Below are 16,900 nucleotides of genomic sequence, written 5' to 3'. Positions count from 1 at the left end.
GCCTCAGACCCGACGAAGAGTTTGAAAGCCACCACCAAATATTATTGCTGTTACTAAACATGGTACAAATGTATATATTTTTTTGATATGAAAAACAAAATGGTAAAAATAAATCGTGTAGCATATAACAAATCCTGTTCCTTTTCGATTTTTAATCTGAAAATTATTTGCTTTCCAATTGTCTGAGCTTTGCCGAATATTCAGGGTCATCATATTCATTCAGGTAGTTTTGTAGGGCTGAACGGTATTCACGGATAAATTCCTGGTTTTCCGGATCTGCTTCATACTGTATTCTTGCTTTATCAACGGGTGCACGTTTCTGGTATTTTAACAGCATTCTTCCTTCATCAGACTGATTGTAGAGAATAACGATGTTTTTTTCGTAACCGGGAATAAATTTTACCGGAAAACTTTTTTCTTTCTGTGGGATCCGGATGGCATTTTCGATAGGATAAATCGCTGCCGTTGTGGTCGAAAAGAACGTTGTAATATAACTTCCGTCGGTTTTCTTCACAATAGCTTCATAATCATGAATGCGCTGTTCATTGAGGGTAGAGCTGGTCTCGACATCGGAAGTGATAACGGCTGTGCTTTCAGTACCGTACGTATTCAGAAACCAGGCGTTCAGGAACTGTCCTCCGATTACATTTCCAATGGATAAAACGAAAGCAATGATCAGCAGTACCCATTTTTTGGTAAGAGCCGATAATAGTCCGAAAAATAAGAACAAAGCAATCACCGTAAGAAAACCGTGGTGGCTTGTGAAAAAGAGAATTTTTGAAAGGAAAACCATGCTTTGATATTTAAAAACCATCCTAAATATAATCATTTAGAAGTTCAGTATCCTGTAAAATATCTCTAAAATGGACATTGATCATGAGTTTGAACGTTTATTTTTTATATTTTTGTCTAAATTTTTATAGGAAAAAATAATGAAAAAAGTATTAGCAATCGCGTTTATCGGAGGTTTAGTAGCGGCAAGCTGCTCAAAAAAGCCAAATCATGACTTACAGGACAGCAACACGATGTTGCCTGAACCGGATGCCCCTACCGTAGTGGATTCTACTGCCAGAAAAACAGAAAACTCCCAGGTAAATGCAGCAGAATCTTTACCGGCCAATCAGGTAAAAGCAGATACTGCGACAAAGAAATAATTACAGCAATAATGAAAAATCTGTTTTTAGCAGGAGGTATGGCCATGCTGATGTTTTCCTGTTCTAAAAAAGAAACCCCTTCCGCTGATCCCGGTTCCGGAACCACATCGGCTTCAGAGCCCGGGAAAATCAGCCTTTCCGGAGACCAGCTTATTCAGACACTGGACTGTTCCGGTTGTCATGCCGTGAACGAACGGATGATCGGACCTTCGTATCAGGAAATTGCAGGCAAATATTCTGAAAAGGATACCGAACTGCTTGCTTCCAAGATCATCGAAGGGGGAAGCGGAGTCTGGGGCGGGGTTCCCATGTCCCCTCATCCGCAGGTCTCTAAAGAAGATGCTAAAAAAATGGTGCAGTATATTTTAAGCCTGAAAAAGTAAGGCATGGCTGAAAAGTCCAATCTGCATCCCAGAAACTTACATAAGGATCCGTATGATTTCGATCAGCTGATTTCCTGTGTACCGGAATTAAAACATTATGTTTTTGTGAACGCTTATCAAAGTGTAACGATCAATTTCAGCCTTCCGAAAGCTGTTAAGCTGCTGAACAAGGCTTTACTGTTACACTTTTATAAGGTTCAGTATTGGGATATTCCCGATTCCAATCTCTGTCCGCCGATTCCCGGAAGGGCAGATTACATCCATTATATTGCCGATTTGCTGGCAGAGTCTTTCGGGGAGGTACCAGAAGGCTCAAAGATTCAGGGGCTGGACATCGGAACCGGAGCCAATCTGGTATATCCTTTAATCGCGCACCGTTCATATGGCTGGTCTATGCTCGGAACCGATATTAATGAAGACTCTTTACGCAATGCAGGTCAGATCTTGGACCACAATCTAGATTTGTTGCCGGCTATTTGTCTGAAAAAACAGCCGGAAGCGGATCACATTTTTAAAAATATCATAGAACCCGAAGACCGGTTTGCCTTTTCCATGTGCAACCCGCCGTTTCATGATTCCGAAGCTACTGCTTTAAAAGGAAATCTGAGAAAAACAAAGAATCTCAGCAAGTCGAAAGTCCGTAATCCATTACTGAATTTTGGCGGACAACAGTCGGAGCTGTGGTGTGAGGGCGGTGAACTGGCATTTATTACGAAAATGATTCAGGAGAGCACATTATATTCTTCACAGGTTCTTTGGTTTACCAGTCTGGTCTCCAAAAAAGATCATCTTTTTAAGCTGACTTCTCTTTTGAAGAAAGTAAAAACTACAGAATTCAAGATGGTTGAAATGGCCCAGGGGCAGAAGATCAGCAGGATGCTGGCATGGACATTCGTTCCGAAACACAACCGAAGCCAATGGCTTCACGATAACATAAGGTAAACGCCTTACAAAAAGTAAGGCGCTCAGAGGATTGTGTTTCTAGAATCATACTAAAATATATAAAGACTATTATTTATGAATCGCGGTATTCCGTATCAACGGCACATTTGATGTCCTTTCTGGAGAAAATCCCCTCTCATGAATACTCCGAAAATACAACAGAACTGAACCGTAAATTTTCGGAGGTAAACATTTTTGTAATCCGTGATGTACCCAAAGATAATAAATAAAATTCAATTTTAATTCATTATTAAGTGATTATTTGTATATAATTAAAAATTTTTACTAAAAAGTGGTATGTGATGAATTATTTTCATTGAAATTTGGAATTGTGATGTATATAATATTTACGCTAAGTTTTAAAGTTAATTTTATAAATAATCACTAAATTTGTACGCTTTTAGAAAAATAAGAAATGCAATTATCAGAACAAGAAATCATTAGAAGAGAAAAGCTGAATAAGCTTGTTGAAATGGGAATTAATGCATTCCCGGCGGATGAATATGTCATTACGGATACTACAGAATCTATAAAACAGGAATTCGCAGAAAGTAAACAGGTGAAGATTGCTGGAAGACTGATGTCCAGAAGAATTCAGGGGAAAGCTTCTTTTGCTGAATTGCAGGATTCTACAGGCAGAATCCAGGTTTATTTTAACAGGGATGAAATCTGTACCGGGGAAGACAAAACATTATATAACGAAGTCTACAAGCACCTTTTGGACATAGGTGACATCATCGGGGTAGAAGGGGAACTGTTCACTACGCAGGTAGGTGAAAAAACCGTTTTGGTAAAGAATTTTATCCTTCTTACCAAGTCTCTCCGACCTCTTCCGCAACCGAGAACCGACGAAAACGGAGTAGTGTACGATGCTTTCAACGATCCGGAAATGAGATACAGACAGCGTTATGTAGATTTAACCGTTAACCCACAGGTAAAGGAGGTTTTCGTGAAGAGAACAAAACTCTTCAATGCCATGAGAACTTTCTTCAACGATGCCGGATATTTTGAAGTAGAAACTCCGATTCTACAGGCCATCCCGGGTGGAGCGGCAGCAAGGCCGTTCATTACCCATCATAATGCTTTGGATATTCCTTTATATTTAAGAATTGCCAACGAATTGTATCTGAAAAGACTGATCGTAGGCGGATTCGATGGGGTATACGAATTCTCCAAAAACTTCAGAAATGAAGGGATGGATAGAACGCACAACCCGGAATTTACCGCTATGGAAATCTATGTGGCCTATAAGGATTACAACTGGATGATGGATTTCACGGAGAAATTATTGGAATTCTGCGCCATTCAGGTAAACGGGACTACCAAAGCGACATTCGGAGAGCATGAGGTTGATTTCAAAGCGCCTTACCAAAGAATTTCAATGACGGATGCGATCCTGAAATTTACAGGTTTCGACATTACAGGTAAAACGGAGCAGGAACTTTTCGATTTTGCCAAATCAATTGGTATTGAGGTAAACGAAACTATGGGTAAAGGAAAATTAATCGATGAAATTTTCGGTGAGAAATGTGAAGGAAACTTCATTCAGCCGACCTTTATCACCGATTACCCGATTGAAATGTCACCCCTGACCAAAAAGCATAGAAGTAAAGAAGGCCTTACAGAGCGTTTTGAATTAATGGTTTGCGGAAAGGAAATTGCCAACGCATATTCCGAACTTAATGATCCAATCGACCAGAGAGAGCGTTTTGAAGACCAGCTGAAACTATCTGAGAAAGGAGATGATGAGGCAGGACAGTTTATCGATGAAGATTTCCTTAGAGCACTGGAATACGGAATGCCGCCAACTTCAGGATTAGGAATCGGTATGGACCGATTGATTATGTTCCTTACCAATAATGCTTCCATCCAGGAGGTACTGTTCTTCCCGCAGATGAGACCTGAGAAAGCTGTTCCTCAGATCGAGCTTGGAGAAGATGAAAAAGTAATTATCGAAATCCTCAACTCCCGCGAAGAGGTATTTTCACTGGCCGAGGTAAAAGAAAGAAGCCAACTGTCCGGTAAAAAATGGGATAAAGCTTCCAAAATTTTAACGAAGAATAACCTGGTAAAAGTAGAAAAGACCGACGATAGTATTTTGATGAGATTGGTTTAGTAACTGTAAGTACCACAGAGATATAGAAGCAGGCATTTATTGCCTGCTTTTTCATTTTTGTGTGAAAAAAATTAGTAATTTTGATAAACACTCACAAACAAAATATTATGAAAAAATCATTTATTACCGCGTTAGCGTTAGTGGCTTCAATGTCCTACGCTCAACTTAACCTTGTATCAGATTCTAATTTCGGGAACAACAGCATTGTCAATCTTAATCCCGGCCTGAGCGGATTTCTCTCTTACCACTTTGTCAATAACAAAATTATCGTTCAGAATTTTGACATGTCGACCTCCAACCTTACAGATTCCAGAATTACCATGCTCGGTACGGACGGCAGCATTGATTCATCTTTTGGGACAGCAGGTTCATTTGGCTGTCCGCTGGCCTATGGAACGGCAGGCACCGACGATTTTGTTCACAATTCCGGTACTGCCGATATGATGATGTTTTCGGGGAAAAAATTCCACTACAACGGAACTTTGGATCAGAATTACGGAACAGCCGGGCAAACGGAAATCCTCGCCAATGAAGTGTATCGGAAGGTACTGCCAAACGGAAATCTGCTCATCAGAACCACCAACAGTATTTATCAGCTCAACCCGTCCGGACAGCTTGATTCCACTTTTGGGACTAACGGAACGATGGCCTGCAACAGTACTTTATCCAATTATACCAATACAATCTTTAGCAATCATGAAAAATTTGTAGCCTTGCATTCCGGCAATTCAATTATGGAATATGAATCAAACAATTCATCGCTCCGCAAAATGAATTACACGACGGGAAATTACGACACCAGCTTTGGGGTAAACGGAAATGCGCAGTATAATACAGGACCTTCATCCACCATAATGAAGTTTTGTATGATGACGGATAACTCCTTGGTTAATTATCTGTTTGAGGAAAATGATCCATCTGTAAAATTTCTTACCAAAACCTTACCTTCCGGTATGCTTGATACTTCATTTGGTTCTAACGGGAGGATAGATCTTCCGGATAATCTCAACGGAACCAATCTTTTATATGTCCAGGATTTTGCAGTGGTAAACAATCAGGTGGTTATACCGGTCCTTGACAACAGTTATCCCAAAAAGCTCTTTCTTCTGAGCGCTGACAGCAATAATCTAAGCACAATCAACGGCCAACCCCTTTTAGATACAGGCATTACAACACAGATAATAAATCCTGACGACAAAATTTCCATTTCAGTGAAGGATAATTATTTGTATTTGATGATCAGCCCAAGAATTATTAAGAGGTATGTAATTTCAAATGCTGTGCTGGGAGTAAAAGAAAATGATCCAGGGATAGACGTTCAGTTCGCTAATCCATTTAAAGATGAACTGAATTTGATCACGCATGAAGAAATAAAGTCTGTAGAAATTTTCGACAGAAACGGACGGTTGATCCTTGAAAGCAAATCCTCAAAAAACATCAATACTTCCGGTCTTCAAAAAGATATTTATATTATTAAAATTATAACCCAGAAAGATAAAGTCATTTCCAAAAAAGGAATGAAGCTGTAAAATTTAATTTTAATAGAGGTTAAGCCCCGGATCAGATCCGGGGTTTTTTATTTCTGAAATATTTACTTTGTTACAGTGGCATTCTTGCCGAATTGGTAGACAACCTTTTTCAGTTCATATTAATAGTATATAATTCGGAGCCGGATCAGAATCTCCAAGGATGCTTTGCTGATTTCAGGTGAATATTGAAAAATTCAATTTTGCCCGGAGCTTAAATCAACAATGGATTAAAATAAATATACGCTGTAAAGTTTAATAATAAACTATTTCCGATTATTTTCCGTTTAGTAAAAAACAAATAAGATGAGAATTCTTATCATATTGATTTTCTTAGGTCTGAACAGTAAAGCGCAGATGCTGACCTCCGTTTATTTTGATTATAACAGCGCCAGACTCAGCCGGGACTCAGAAAAGAAACTCGATAGTCTAAGCCGTTTGAATACAATGTTGAAATTTAGGATATTCGGAAACTGTGATGTTTCCGGAACTTCGGATTACAATAAAAAACTATCGGAAAACCGGGCCCACGCAGTTAGTGCTTACCTGCAGAAAAAGATCGGCCGAAATATTGAATTGCAAAGTGTGACCGGCCTGGGAAAAGAAAAGCAGATCAATGACAACAGTACGGAAGAGCTGCGAAGAAAAAACAGAAGGGTAGATGTGTTTATTGACAGGGTAATGGCTCCAGGAGAAATCAGAGCAGGAAAAGCATTTGCCAGTTTCTTCAGCAAAAAAATTTCAGAAATGAAAGTGAAAGATACCTTTTCCCTTCCGGATGTCAACTTTATCGGAGGCCGCCACATCTGGCTTCCCAAAGGGAATAAAGTACTGGCTCAGCTCGCCGGTATTCTGAAAGACCACCCGTCCGTAGAAGTGGAGCTTCAGGGGCATATTTGCTGTGACTATGATAATTTCGACGGTGAGGATCTTGATCTGAAAACCTTCAACCTGTCTTTTACAAGGGCAAATGCCATCAAGGAGTTTCTGGAACAGCAGGGAATCAGCCCTTCGCGGATAAAAGCAACCGGGCAGGGACATCTCAATCCTGTTGTTTATCCCGAACGTAAGGAAGAAGATTTCAGCAAAAACAGGAGAGTTGAGATTGTTCTGCTTAAAAAATAAAATCAAATTTCAATAGGGACGGGCTTTAGCCCGTCTTCACTTTTAGTGCATTCAATTGGCTTTAGCCAAAACTTATTTGAGTTCCAACACACCTGATTTGCTAAAATTAATTTTCAAATTGATACCGAACTAATTTAAATCAGACCTAAACAAAAAACCTCTGTAACAAAATGGTACAGAGGTTTTTCGTTTAAAAAGATTATTACGGCTTAATCGGTGTTTCAGGTTTTGCCGTTTCCTTCAGTTTTCTACGCTGTTTAGTGAAAGAAACCATCAGGTAAAACAGAAAAGGAAGGATAAAGACAGATCCCAGCATTAAGGCCCATGCTAAGGCATTAATCGTTTTCGGGGCGGCGACATGCTCCAGAAGCGACAGATGCTGCCCGTTGCCAAACAGGATAATGTTGGGGTTGTGCTGATAAGTAGCCGCCACAAGAATCATAATCACCTGAAAGCCGGCCAGTGCACGTACGGAAAGCAGTTTTCCGGTATGCATAGCTCTGAGGATCAGAACCAGGCAGATCGTGGCAAAGGTGGTGGCCATAATACCCAAAGGTTTTGAAAATACCCACATTACCAGCGGGATTCCGGAAATATAGGCTGTCAGAAAGACCAGAATTCCTGCAATAACTACAAAAACCATTGTCTGCTTGGACTTTTTAATCATCAGTTTCAGTTCCATGCGGTCGCAGGTTTCCCTTAACGCAAAAATAGAGGCCAGATAGGCACAGATCGATATGGTAAACAATCCCACAGCCACTCCAAACCAGTTGAGCCAGCTGAAAATATAAAGATCCAGAAAATTATCGGCATTAGGCTGAATGGAACGTGAGATCGTAGCGGCAGCAATCAGTCCCAAAAAGAATGGCGTCAGCAGGCTCGAGAAATAGAAAATTTGCGTGTATACTTTTTGCCACTCGTCTTTTACGGCATCATAATGCCGGAAGGTAAAGGAAGTTCCCCTTGCAATAATCCCGATCAGCATAAGCACCAGCGGAATATGAAGGTACGTGGAAAGGGTAGTGTACACTTCAGGGAATCCTACAAACAGAATAACGATGGCGATAATCAGCCACATATGATTGGCTTCCCAGACCGGCGCAATCGATTCATACATAATGACCTGAGTTTTCGGCCTGTTCTTCTTTTTGGTAACCAGCTCCACAATCCCTGCACCGAAATCGGCACCTCCCAGAATAACATACAGGCAGATGGACAGCCAGAGAAAACCTATTACGACGTAAATCATGATTCTTTGCTTTTAGGATTAAACTGAGGATCCGTAGGATCATATAATTTCGGTACCATTTTGATCTGGCGGCTCAGTAAAAAGGCCATCAGGATCGAAAGCGATGCAAAAACTGCGGTAAAGAAATAAAACGAATACTGTATGCCCGGCATTGGCGTTACGGCCTCCGCGGTACGCATGATTCCGTAAATAATCCACGGTTGCCGTCCGACTTCCGTTACCGTCCAGCCGGCTTCCAGTGCGATATATCCGAAAGGGGTAGCAATTAAAAATGTTTTCAGCAGCCATCTTTTGGTAAGCCATTCCTTTTTGAAAAACGAAGCATACAGGTAGATGGCTCCAATAATAATCATGATCACTCCAAAGAAAATCATGGTCTGGAAGGCATAATGAACGACGGCTATTGGAGGCCACTCATCTCTGGGAAAATCTTTAAGCCCTTTTACTTCCGAATTAAAATCGCTGCTTACCAGGAAGCTCAGTAATTTCGGAATTTTGATGGCGTATTTTATTTCTTCTTTTTTTTCATCAGGAATACCGCCGATCACGAAGGCTGCCCCTTTTTCCGTTTCAAAATGCGCCTCCATCGCTGCGAGTTTGATCGGTTGTCTTTCCGCCACCGATTTAGCTGCCGTATCACCGGTGAGAGGTGCTCCGAAGGCTCCGATCAGCGCAAAACCTGCAGCAATCTTAAATGCTTTGGTATGAAATTCAACATTCTTTTTTCTTAAGATCAGAAAAGCATGTACTCCTGCAACGGCAAATCCGGTTGCACAGAAGGCAGCTACGGTCATATGTAAAGCCTGTGAAAACCAGGCATCATTAAACATGGCTTTAATGGGATCGATGTTGAGGTATTGTCCGTTGATATAGTCGAATCCGGCAGGGGAATTCATCCAGGCATTGGCGGCAACCACAAGAATTCCCGAAGCCAGCCCGCTTACCCCGACGAGAAACCCGCAGAACCAGTGGAACCATTTGTTGAAGCGTTCCCATCCGTAAAGGAAAAATCCGATAGCAATGGCTTCAATAAAAAATGCGGTCCCTTCGAGCGAAAAAGGCATTCCGAAAATCGGTCCGGCGTGTTTCATGAATTGCGGCCAGAGGAGGCCCAGTTCAAAAGAAAGCATCGTCCCGGAAACCGCTCCCGTTGCAAAAAGAATGGCAACCCCTTTGCTCCAGGCTTTGGTAAGCCCTTTATATACCTCATTTTTTGTTTTCAGATACTTCCAATGGGCAAAGGCCATCAGAAAAGGCATCACCATGCCGACACAGGAAAAAATGATGTGAAAACCCAGTGACATTGCCATTTGAGCACGTGCTGCTAGAAAGTCGTCCATGAATTCAATTTTTGAGTAATTAAAGGTACGTATAAATTAGAAGAGTTCCATATGATTTACAACAGCAACCGTTTGAAGAATAGGTTTTAACTTTGATATTTTTTAAGCGGAATAAGTTCTGGTATTCGCTGAAAAATCCTCTGTTTTTTGACACATTTTAACTTTCATAACTCGAAAAAAATCACGATATTTGTAGGTCTCTGCGCACAGCAGAATTTTTTAATATTTATATGAGTCAGAAACAATATACAGCTAGTAGTATTCAGGCATTGGAAGGGATGGAGCACGTACGTATGCGTCCTTCGATGTACATTGGTGATGTGGGAGTAAGAGGTCTCCATCATTTGGTTTATGAAGTAGTAGATAACTCTATAGACGAGGCGTTGGCAGGATACTGCGACACCATCTTCGTCAGCATTAAGGAAGGAAACGGAGTCGAGGTTAGCGATAACGGTAGAGGGATCCCGGTGGATTTCCACGAAAAAGAACAAAAATCTGCGCTTGAAGTTGTAATGACCAAAATCGGAGCCGGAGGTAAATTCGATAAAGATTCCTATAAAGTTTCCGGAGGTCTTCACGGAGTTGGGGTATCGTGTGTAAACGCACTTTCCAATGAAATGGTGACTACCGTTTACAGAGACGGCAACATTTATCAGCAGATCTATTCCAGAGGAAAAGCGCAGACCGGTGTTGAAGAAATCGGCCACAGCGACCAACGGGGAACCAAGCAGTTTTTCCAGCCGGATGATTCCATCTTTACGGAACTGGTTTATAATTATGATACTTTAGCAAGCCGCTTAAGAGAGCTTTCTTATTTAAATAAAGGAATTACCATTACCCTTACCGATGAAAGGGAAAAGCTGGAAGACGGATCTTTCAGATCAGAAGTCTTCCATTCCGAAGGAGGATTGAAAGAGTTTGTTGCCTACATCGACGGAAACCGTGAGTCTATCATGGAAAACGTAATTTTCATGGAAGGTGAAAGAGATGATATTCCGGTAGAAGTGGCGATGCGTTACAATACTTCATTTACGGAAAACCTTCACTCGTATGTTAATAACATCAATACCCATGAAGGAGGTACCCACCTTGCCGGTTTCAGACGTGCTTTAACGAGAACCCTGAAAAAATACGCTGATGATTTGGGACTTCCTGCTAAGGAAAAAGTTGAAATTACAGGTGATGACTTCCGTGAAGGATTAACGGCTGTGGTTTCCGTAAAAGTGATGGAGCCTCAGTTTGAAGGACAGACCAAAACCAAATTAGGAAACTCCGAAGTTTCCGGTGCGGTTGATAAGATCGTAGGGGAAATGCTGACTAACTTTTTGGAAGAAAATCCTAACGAAGCTAAGATTATCGTACAGAAAGTAGTATTGGCAGCGAAAGCCAGACAGGCAGCGAAAAAAGCCCGTGAAATGGTACAGAGAAAATCTCCGATGGGAGGTTCCGGACTTCCGGGAAAACTGTCCGACTGCTCTTCAAAAGATCCTGCCGAATCTGAAATCTTCCTGGTAGAGGGAGATTCCGCGGGAGGAACAGCCAAGCAGGGCCGCGACAGGTTCTTCCAGGCGATCCTTCCGTTGAGAGGTAAAATCCTAAACGTTGAAAAATCAATGCTTCACAAAGTATACGACAACGAAGAAATCAAGAATATCTATACAGCGCTGGGAGTTTCCGTAGGAACGGAAGAAGACAGCAAAGCTTTGAATATGGCCAAACTGAGATATCATAAAATCGTTATCATGACCGATGCCGATATTGACGGTTCCCACATTTCAACGTTGATTTTAACATTCTTCTTCAGATACATGAAGGAACTTATCGAAAACGGTTATATTTATATTGCCCAGCCGCCTTTATATCTGTTGAAAAAAGGAAACAAAAAGCAGTATGCTTATAACGAAAAAGAACGTGAAGAGTTTACTTTGGAAATGTCTCCGGATGGTAAAGGAGTAGAGGTACAGCGTTACAAAGGTCTTGGGGAAATGAACCCGGAGCAGCTTTGGGAGACGACACTTAATCCTGAACACAGAATCTTAAAGCAGGTAACGATTGATAACGCCGTGGAAGCGGATAACGTTTTCTCCATGCTGATGGGTGATGAGGTTCCGCCGAGAAGGGAATTTATCGAGAAGAATGCTAAGTATGCCAAAATTGATGCATAATCATAATTGATACAAATACTAAAAAAGACTTCAGCCATGAAGTCTTTTTTTTTATCGCAAAATGTGAATTATCTGTAATACCGTAAAAAATTATTTTATTAATAATCAGATTTGATTATTTTTGCTAAATTTTAATAACCATGATGAAAATACTTTGTATTGGAGCCCTTTCGATCGTCTCTCTTTACCATACGCAGAGCTTTCCCATTTCTGCAATTCCCGAGAATCTTAAAAAAAATGCCGATGCGGTAATCCGGAAAGATTTCACCACTGTTCAGATCAATAAAATCGACGATATAAAATATCAGTTTTACACGGTAACAACAGTTCTTACCAAAGACGGGGATGCCGATGCACAGATTTTTATTCCGTATGACAAAGGGAACAGCATTTCGGATGTGAAAGTCAATATTTATGACGAATCGGGTAAGAAAATTAAATCGTTTTCCAAATCGGATTTCGGGGATTTTGCCAACAACAATCAGGGTACTTTCTATTCGGATAACCGGGTAATGGCTTTATCCTATACACCGACGCAGTATCCGTATACCGTAGAGTTTACCTACCAGATGGGTGACAGAAATACGGTCTTCATGCCTGATTTTATTCCGTTCCGGGCCGTTAATGTTTCTCTGGAAGAAGCCCAGATGAAGATTATCAATAAATCCGGAATTGAGCTTAAAACCAAAACATATCCTTCCGCATACAATTTTACTTCGGTGAGTGAAAGTGAAAATGCAGGAGAAAAAATATATACTTACAAAAATGTCCCGGCCATTGAGGATGCTTTTCTATCGCCGCAGCCGGTAAAGATTCTGCCGAAAGTGAGCTTTGCACTGACGAAATTTAATCTGGAAGGCAAACAGGGGAGCATCAACAGCTGGAGCGATTTCGGTTCATGGTATTACAACAGCATCCTGCAGCCCGTTTCTTTATCGACACCCGCCATCAAAGCGGAAGTTGCAGCATTGAATCTTCAGGGAACAACCGAAGAAAAAGTAAAAAAGCTGTACCAGTACATGCAGGCTAAAACAAGATATATTTTTGTGGCCCTGGGAATCGGCGGCTGGCAGCCTATGCTTCCGGATGAAGTACAGAAAAAAGGATATGGTGACTGTAAAGGACTCACCAATTATATGAAAACATTGCTGGATGAGGCAGGCATTCCCTCGTATTATTCGGTAATCAATTCCAGTTCTTCACCGGTTTCTTTCGATAAGGATTTCCCAAAAATGGGCGGAAACCACGTTATTCTAATGGTTCCTGCGGAAAAAGGGAACATCTGGCTGGAAAACACTTCACAGCAGATAGCATTCAATCATTTAAGCTACTCTACCACAGGCCGGAATGTGCTTTCCATCCGTAAAAACGGAATTGAATTAATTGATACTCCGGTCTATACCGCAGAGCAGAGTAGAGAAAAGCAGCTTCTGAAAGTAAAACTGAATGAAGACAACAGCATTTCCGGGGAAGGAAGTTTTGCCTACACGGGAATTCAGTATGACAACAACCTGGTGTTGGCAACCATGTCTCCCAAAGAAAGAAACGAAGCGGTAAAAAATCTTCTCGATGTCTTGCATTTTGAAAAAATAGAACTGAAGAACTTCCTGAACGATAAAGATAACGCCGTTGCCAAATTCGATCTTGATTTTAAAGCAAACAATTACTCTAAAAATGCCGGCAGCAGCATGATTTTCAGAGCCGTGCCGATTTACTCTGATAATGTTTATAAAGCAGATGAAAACAGGGTATTGCCTTTTGAACTAAGACAGTCTTTTGAAGACGAATACGAAATCAGTTTTGTTCTTCCCAAAAATTATAAAGTCGAGGAGCTTCCTGAAAATGTTACGTTAAATTCAGAATTCGGAACTTATAAACTGAGCTTTGTGAAGAATGGGGAAGAGCTGAAAGTAAACCGTACAATCCGAATTAATAAGGGATTGTATCCAAAGGAAAAATACAACGATTACGTAAGTTTCAGAAAGAAAACTATTAACATTGACAATTCAAAAATTTTAATTTCTAAAATTTAACATGAGAAAAATATTTCTAATTGCTGCCTGCTCCTTGAATTTTATGTTCATTGATGCACAGAAACATGCATTTCTTGAGTATCCTAAGTTTAATGACGCCGATTTATCCCGGCAAAAGTCCACACTGGACGAAAATGCCCCTGCGGAAATTTTATACAAATCCCTGCACTTCAGTATTGATAACAATACGGGAAATCTCATCAAGCAGGCTTTTTACAGGATTAAAATCTATGATAAAGACAAAGCGGAAGACTGGCTGAATCTTGAAATCCCTTTGTACCAGAATGGAAGCGATCAGGAAACCCTTTCTAAAATCAAAGCATTTACCTACAATCTTGAAAACGGAGCTTCCGTTGCCACCAAAGTAGATAAGAGCTCAAAATATAAAAGTAAGGAGAGCAAATATGTTGCGATCACCAAATTTGCATTTCCGAATGTTAAGAATGGTTCGGTTATCGAGTATCAATATGAAGTAAGTTCTCCGTTTTTATTCGTCATTCCTGAGATTATGATCGAGACGGATACGCCCTCTTTATACACCGAATATGTACTGGACAGCCCTTCCAATATTTCCTACAGCGTAAATTACACAGGTTCTATGAATCCAAAGTATCGCGAAGTGGAAGAAAGGACTATGTACGGAACAAACTATAGAACCTACCGCTTCGGATATGAAAATGTAAAAGGATTTAAAACTGAAAAATTTGTAAGTAACGACAGGAATTACAGGACGAAAATCAGTGCTGAGCTGCATTCCACCAACTTCAGAGAGCTTAAGTTATATTCTTCGTCATGGGAACAGATCAAGGAAAGGCTGTATGAGAATGAAGATTTCGGAGGTGAATTGAAGAAAACAAAATTGGCCAAGGAAAATATGCCGGCAGGGATCTCCAACATTTCCAATGAAACCGAAAAGGCAAATGCTATTTTTAATTACGTTAAAAATACCTTTACCTGGAATAAAGATCAAGGGCTCTATGTGGAAGACGGGATCAAAAAAATGCTTGAAACCAAAACCGGAAACGCGGCGGAAATCAATCTTTTTCTGGTGATGCTGCTTCGGGAGGCGGGAATTAAAGCAGATCCGTTAACGATTTCTACGGTAAGCCACGGACTCATCAATATTACATCACCCAATGTAAACAACATGAATTTTGTAATTGCAGCAATCCAGACAAAAGACGGGTTTCATTTGTATGATGCAACTTCAAAACAGTCTTCAATGGATCAGTTGCCGCCGAGAGACTGGAATCAATATGGGATTCTGATTTCAAAAGAAAAGGTACAACAGCTTTCTATGGTGAATGCGAAGACCAGCTTTACGTATCTTACGGCAGAAGCCAAAATCAATGTCGACGGAAGCATTTCAGGAACTTATTCGGATAAAGATACCGGTACATATGCCATGTTTGCCAAAGAAAACTATGACGATAATGCCGATAAATATAAAAAGCAGTACAAAGAAAATTTTGCCATTGATTTTACCGATATCGATTCCAAAGTGTTAGAAAACGGAGATTTTGAAAGCACAATGAAGTTTTCTTCAGAGAATTTAATTGACAGGATCGGCAAGAAAATGATCATTAACCCGATGTTGTTTTTAAATAAAAACTCCAACGAATTCGATCAGGCCGACGAGCGAAAATACCTGATCGATTTCATTTCTCCTTTTACCAAAATAAAAAAGATCGTGTTTGAAATCCCTGAAGGTTATGCGGTTGAGGAAATGCCAAAAAGCAAAAAGATCGTTACGGATGATAAGGAGATTGAATACAGCTACGTAGCAGAACAGAAAGGAAACAAAATTGAAGTGATTTCCACCACAAAAATATTGAGTCCGAATTATCCTAAAGAATACTATCCTGCATTTAAGCAGATCTGGGGTGTTGCATCGAAGCAGGAAAACCAGGTTATCAGTTTGGTGAAAAAATCCTAGGAATATAAAATTTTAAAATAAGCATAAAGACCATTCAGTTTTGAATGGTTTTTGCATATAAGAAGGAAAAATAAAAATTATGAAAAATACCATTGCCGTTCTGGCTATTTCTTCCTTATTCGCTGTATCCGCCTGTAAAAAAACAGAAAACAGCGCTGGTTCAGCTGCCGGTACGGAAATTTCGGAAACAGAAAGGTTTTCCGTCGACTCTGTGAAGATCAACGACTCCCTTAAACTGAACGATTCTCTCACGGTTAAATATTCATCAAAAATGCTGGTGTTCCCGACGCTGAAGGATAAGACTTTACTGGACAGCATCTATTTTACCGGAAAAGGCATCACTGATTTTTCTGAAAACGGACTGCGGAATTACCTCCAGAAAAGCAAAAACGAATATTTCAACCAGATCAGGAAAGACTCTAAAGAATGGGGTTCCGATCTTACCTTTGCTCAGGAATGGTACTCTGATACCGGAATGGATATGAAATCAAACATGAACGGTTACCTGCATATTGAATATACCTGGGGATCATACCAGGGAGGCGCCCATGATAATTACGGATATTCAGAAAGAGTTTTTGATCTAAATAACAACAAAAAAGTAGAGCTTAAAGATATTACGTCCATGCCTGCCAGTAATTTGGAAGCGCTTCTGATGAAAAATATCAATAAGATCAACAGTGGAACGACCGATAATAGAGGGCAGGTAAACAATTCCGAAATGCTGTTGGTCGATAAGATTCCGGCGACGGAAAACTTTTATTTTGACGATAAAAACCTGTATTTCCATTACAGCCCATACGAAATTACGGCTTTTGCAGCGGGGGATATTACAATTCCCGTTTCATGGGCCGATCTGAAAGGAACTTTAAATCCTGAATTTGCTAAAAGAATGAAAATTAACTAATATTAATGCTTCCGGATGTGGAAG

At 40.4% G+C, this 16,900-nt stretch carries 13 protein-coding genes; 10 read left to right on the top strand and 3 right to left on the bottom strand.

All coding sequences use genetic code 11. From position 1 onward, the window contains the following. Positions 1–163: 163 nt before the first annotated feature. Positions 164–793 carry a hypothetical protein gene (locus QE422_RS15310; RefSeq protein ID WP_307460207.1) on the bottom strand — a complete coding sequence of 210 codons (630 nt, stop codon included), beginning with the start codon at positions 791–793 and terminating at the stop codon, positions 164–166. 139 nt (positions 794–932) lie between these two features. Between QE422_RS15310 and QE422_RS15305 the strand changes: the two genes are divergently transcribed. From QE422_RS15305 to QE422_RS15280, 6 genes are all read left to right on the top strand, one after another. Continuing rightward, positions 933–1,154 (top strand): hypothetical protein, encoded by a 222-nt coding sequence (locus tag QE422_RS15305; RefSeq protein ID WP_307460204.1) that lies wholly within the window; start codon positions 933–935, stop codon positions 1,152–1,154. Between the two features lie 11 nt (positions 1,155–1,165). Next, positions 1,166–1,537 (top strand): c-type cytochrome, encoded by a 372-nt coding sequence (locus QE422_RS15300; protein WP_307460203.1) that lies wholly within the window; start codon positions 1,166–1,168, stop codon positions 1,535–1,537. Between the two features lie 3 nt (positions 1,538–1,540). Further along, positions 1,541–2,479 (top strand): 23S rRNA (adenine(1618)-N(6))-methyltransferase RlmF, encoded by a 939-nt coding sequence (gene rlmF, locus QE422_RS15295; RefSeq protein WP_307460201.1) that lies wholly within the window; start codon positions 1,541–1,543, stop codon positions 2,477–2,479. A 415-nt stretch (positions 2,480–2,894) separates the two neighbouring features. Next, entirely contained in the window at positions 2,895–4,595 is a 1,701-nt protein-coding gene (lysS, locus tag QE422_RS15290) for a lysine--tRNA ligase (RefSeq protein WP_307460198.1), read from the top strand. 107 nt (positions 4,596–4,702) lie between these two features. Further along, positions 4,703–6,124 carry a T9SS type A sorting domain-containing protein gene (locus QE422_RS15285; protein WP_307460196.1) on the top strand — a complete coding sequence of 474 codons (1,422 nt, stop codon included), beginning with the start codon at positions 4,703–4,705 and terminating at the stop codon, positions 6,122–6,124. Between the two features lie 303 nt (positions 6,125–6,427). After that, complete coding sequence (locus QE422_RS15280) at positions 6,428–7,246, top strand: OmpA family protein (protein ID WP_307460193.1); 819 nt, start codon at positions 6,428–6,430, stop codon at positions 7,244–7,246. A gap of 202 nt (positions 7,247–7,448) precedes the next feature. Here the strand turns inward: QE422_RS15280 and QE422_RS15275 are convergent, their stop codons facing one another. Together QE422_RS15275 and QE422_RS15270 are read right to left on the bottom strand one after the other, a co-directional pair. Beyond that, positions 7,449–8,495: a cytochrome d ubiquinol oxidase subunit II gene (locus QE422_RS15275; RefSeq protein ID WP_307460190.1), complete on the bottom strand. Its 1,047-nt coding sequence runs from the start codon at positions 8,493–8,495 to the stop codon at positions 7,449–7,451. Further along, the gene (locus QE422_RS15270) at positions 8,492–9,835 is read right to left on the bottom strand and encodes a cytochrome ubiquinol oxidase subunit I (protein WP_307460188.1); all 1,344 of its coding nucleotides are present in this window, start codon (positions 9,833–9,835) and stop codon (positions 8,492–8,494) included. The genes QE422_RS15275 and QE422_RS15270 overlap by 4 nt, the downstream gene beginning before the upstream one ends. Before the next feature lie 230 nt (positions 9,836–10,065). Between QE422_RS15270 and gyrB the strand changes: the two genes are divergently transcribed. The 4 genes from gyrB (at position 10,066) to QE422_RS15250 (ending at position 16,876) form a co-directional block, all read left to right on the top strand. After that, on the top strand, positions 10,066–12,000 hold the full coding sequence (gyrB, locus tag QE422_RS15265) for a DNA topoisomerase (ATP-hydrolyzing) subunit B (RefSeq protein ID WP_307460185.1): 1,935 nt from the start codon (positions 10,066–10,068) through the stop codon (positions 11,998–12,000). Positions 12,001–12,140: 140 nt separating this feature from the next. Next, positions 12,141–14,033: a DUF3857 domain-containing protein gene (locus QE422_RS15260; RefSeq protein ID WP_307460182.1), complete on the top strand. Its 1,893-nt coding sequence runs from the start codon at positions 12,141–12,143 to the stop codon at positions 14,031–14,033. A 1-nt stretch (position 14,034) separates the two neighbouring features. Beyond that, a complete protein-coding gene (locus QE422_RS15255) occupies positions 14,035–15,969 on the top strand; it encodes a transglutaminase-like domain-containing protein (RefSeq protein ID WP_307460179.1) in 1,935 nt (644 codons plus the stop codon). A gap of 79 nt (positions 15,970–16,048) precedes the next feature. Next, positions 16,049–16,876 (top strand): RsiV family protein, encoded by an 828-nt coding sequence (locus QE422_RS15250; protein WP_307460176.1) that lies wholly within the window; start codon positions 16,049–16,051, stop codon positions 16,874–16,876. Positions 16,877–16,900 lie beyond the last annotated feature (24 nt).

It is taken from the genome of Chryseobacterium sp. SORGH_AS_0447 (genome assembly GCF_030818695.1).
GTDB lineage: Bacteria > Bacteroidota > Bacteroidia > Flavobacteriales > Weeksellaceae > Chryseobacterium.
This window is presented reverse-complemented; position numbering and strand designations above follow the sequence as displayed.